Origin of the sequence: Terriglobus sp. YAF25 (assembly GCF_052113305.1) — a bacterium.
Taxonomy (GTDB): domain Bacteria; phylum Acidobacteriota; class Terriglobia; order Terriglobales; family Acidobacteriaceae; genus Terriglobus.
The window spans coordinates 1-1,394 of sequence record NZ_JBFRCY010000952.1 but is presented as its reverse complement, the minus strand read 5'-3'; the positions used below and the strand labels follow the sequence as shown (position 1 = coordinate 1,394).

General features: G+C 55.5%; 1 protein-coding gene and 1 pseudogene. Both read right to left on the bottom strand.

All coding sequences use genetic code 11. The annotated features are described in order from the left end of the window. A pseudogene (locus tag AB4043_RS25530) lies at positions 1–201 on the bottom strand (TolC family protein); the annotation flags it as partial. 84 nt (positions 202–285) lie between these two features. Further along, positions 286–1,394: tetratricopeptide repeat protein (locus tag AB4043_RS25525; RefSeq protein WP_442308520.1), on the bottom strand; the 1,109-nt coding region annotated here is incomplete at its 5' end.

The window sequence follows — 1,394 nt, the reverse complement described above, 5'->3', positions numbered from 1 at the left end:
GCTGGCGGTCTTCAGGTTGCTGTTGTTTGCGATGGCGAGTTCAATCGCCTGTTCGAGGGGTAACTCAGAGATATCCGAGTGTTGTTCTGCCGCTCGTTCCATCGACGCGGCAGATCGAGGTGCGAGATCCTGGCCCCGCGCTAGCAGTGTCAGCGTCGCTAGTGTGAGAGTGAAGCAAGCGGTTCGAGTGCGTCGTTGCATGAGACAATGCTGTCTCAATGCGAGCGGGGAAGGGAGTAATGGGCCGTAAGCCCGACRTAAGATTACGACCTTATTAYGGTTTTGCTAAACCTTTAAGTTTAGCTTTTTCAGCAGTTTGGCAAACCGGCGGTCGGCTCGGAGAGGATGGAAAAATGGCTCTACCGCGATGAGATTTGTAAAATTCGTCTTGTCTTCTACGGCTTCATCAAGCCGCAGAAAGGCGAGATCGAAGTCTTCCATCCCAATTGCGGCAAAACCTTCCGCCAAGGGAGTGACGTAAAGCTGTTTCGCGAGTTGACGTAGTCTTGCGATGCATTCCTCGGCCTGCGAAGGCCTGCCTTCTCTGGCGTGCGCCGCAGCAATCAGGCCAATTTCCAGTGGGGAGTTGGAAGGCGAGAGAGACTGGATGACTGCATCGTAATGTTGTTGTTGGAATTGCAAAAGCCCGCGGTAAAAGCGCGCTTCGGGATAGTCGCGATCCAACTCAAATGATCGTTGAAGATGTTCGGTCGCGGCCGAATAGTCTCCCTTGAGGTAATGCACATAGGCCATCCGGGCACAGTCACTGGCCGATAGCGGATCCAATTCCATTGCGCGGCGGAGTCCTGCTTCCGCAGCCGCAAAGTCTCCCTGGCACAGCAAAGCCATTGCACGAAACATGTGGGCGGGCGCATGGCCAGGTTGAAGCTCCAGGGCGCGATCGTATAAGTGGTTCGCTTCATCCCACTGATACTCGAACCAGCCGCGGAGCCCGCCAAGCACGGTACATGTCTCTCCAGACCGCGGATCGAGTGCATAGCCTCGCTCTGCATTAGCCTTTATTTCCGGATACGCCTGGCGTCCTGACACCGCGCCAAACTGCGCGAGCAGGCCGCTTGCTACAGCCATGCCACTGTATGCGGGAGCGTACTCCGGAAACGCCGTCGAGAGCGTCCGCAGTTGCTCCAGTGCTGACTGTAGTGCCTCAGGCGACTGTTGATGAATCAGAAAGCGGGCACGCAAGTACGCGGTATAAGCACTAAGATTCAGTTCGGGAGGCCGTTGAGCTACGTGCGCTTCAGGAATGCGAAGCCTAAGCAGATCTGCGATTGTTTGTGCAATCTCTTCCTGTATTGCAAATATGTCCTTGAGTTCGCGACGAAACGTTTCAGACCATAGGTGGTGTCCGGACTCCGCCTGGATCGCCTGAGCAG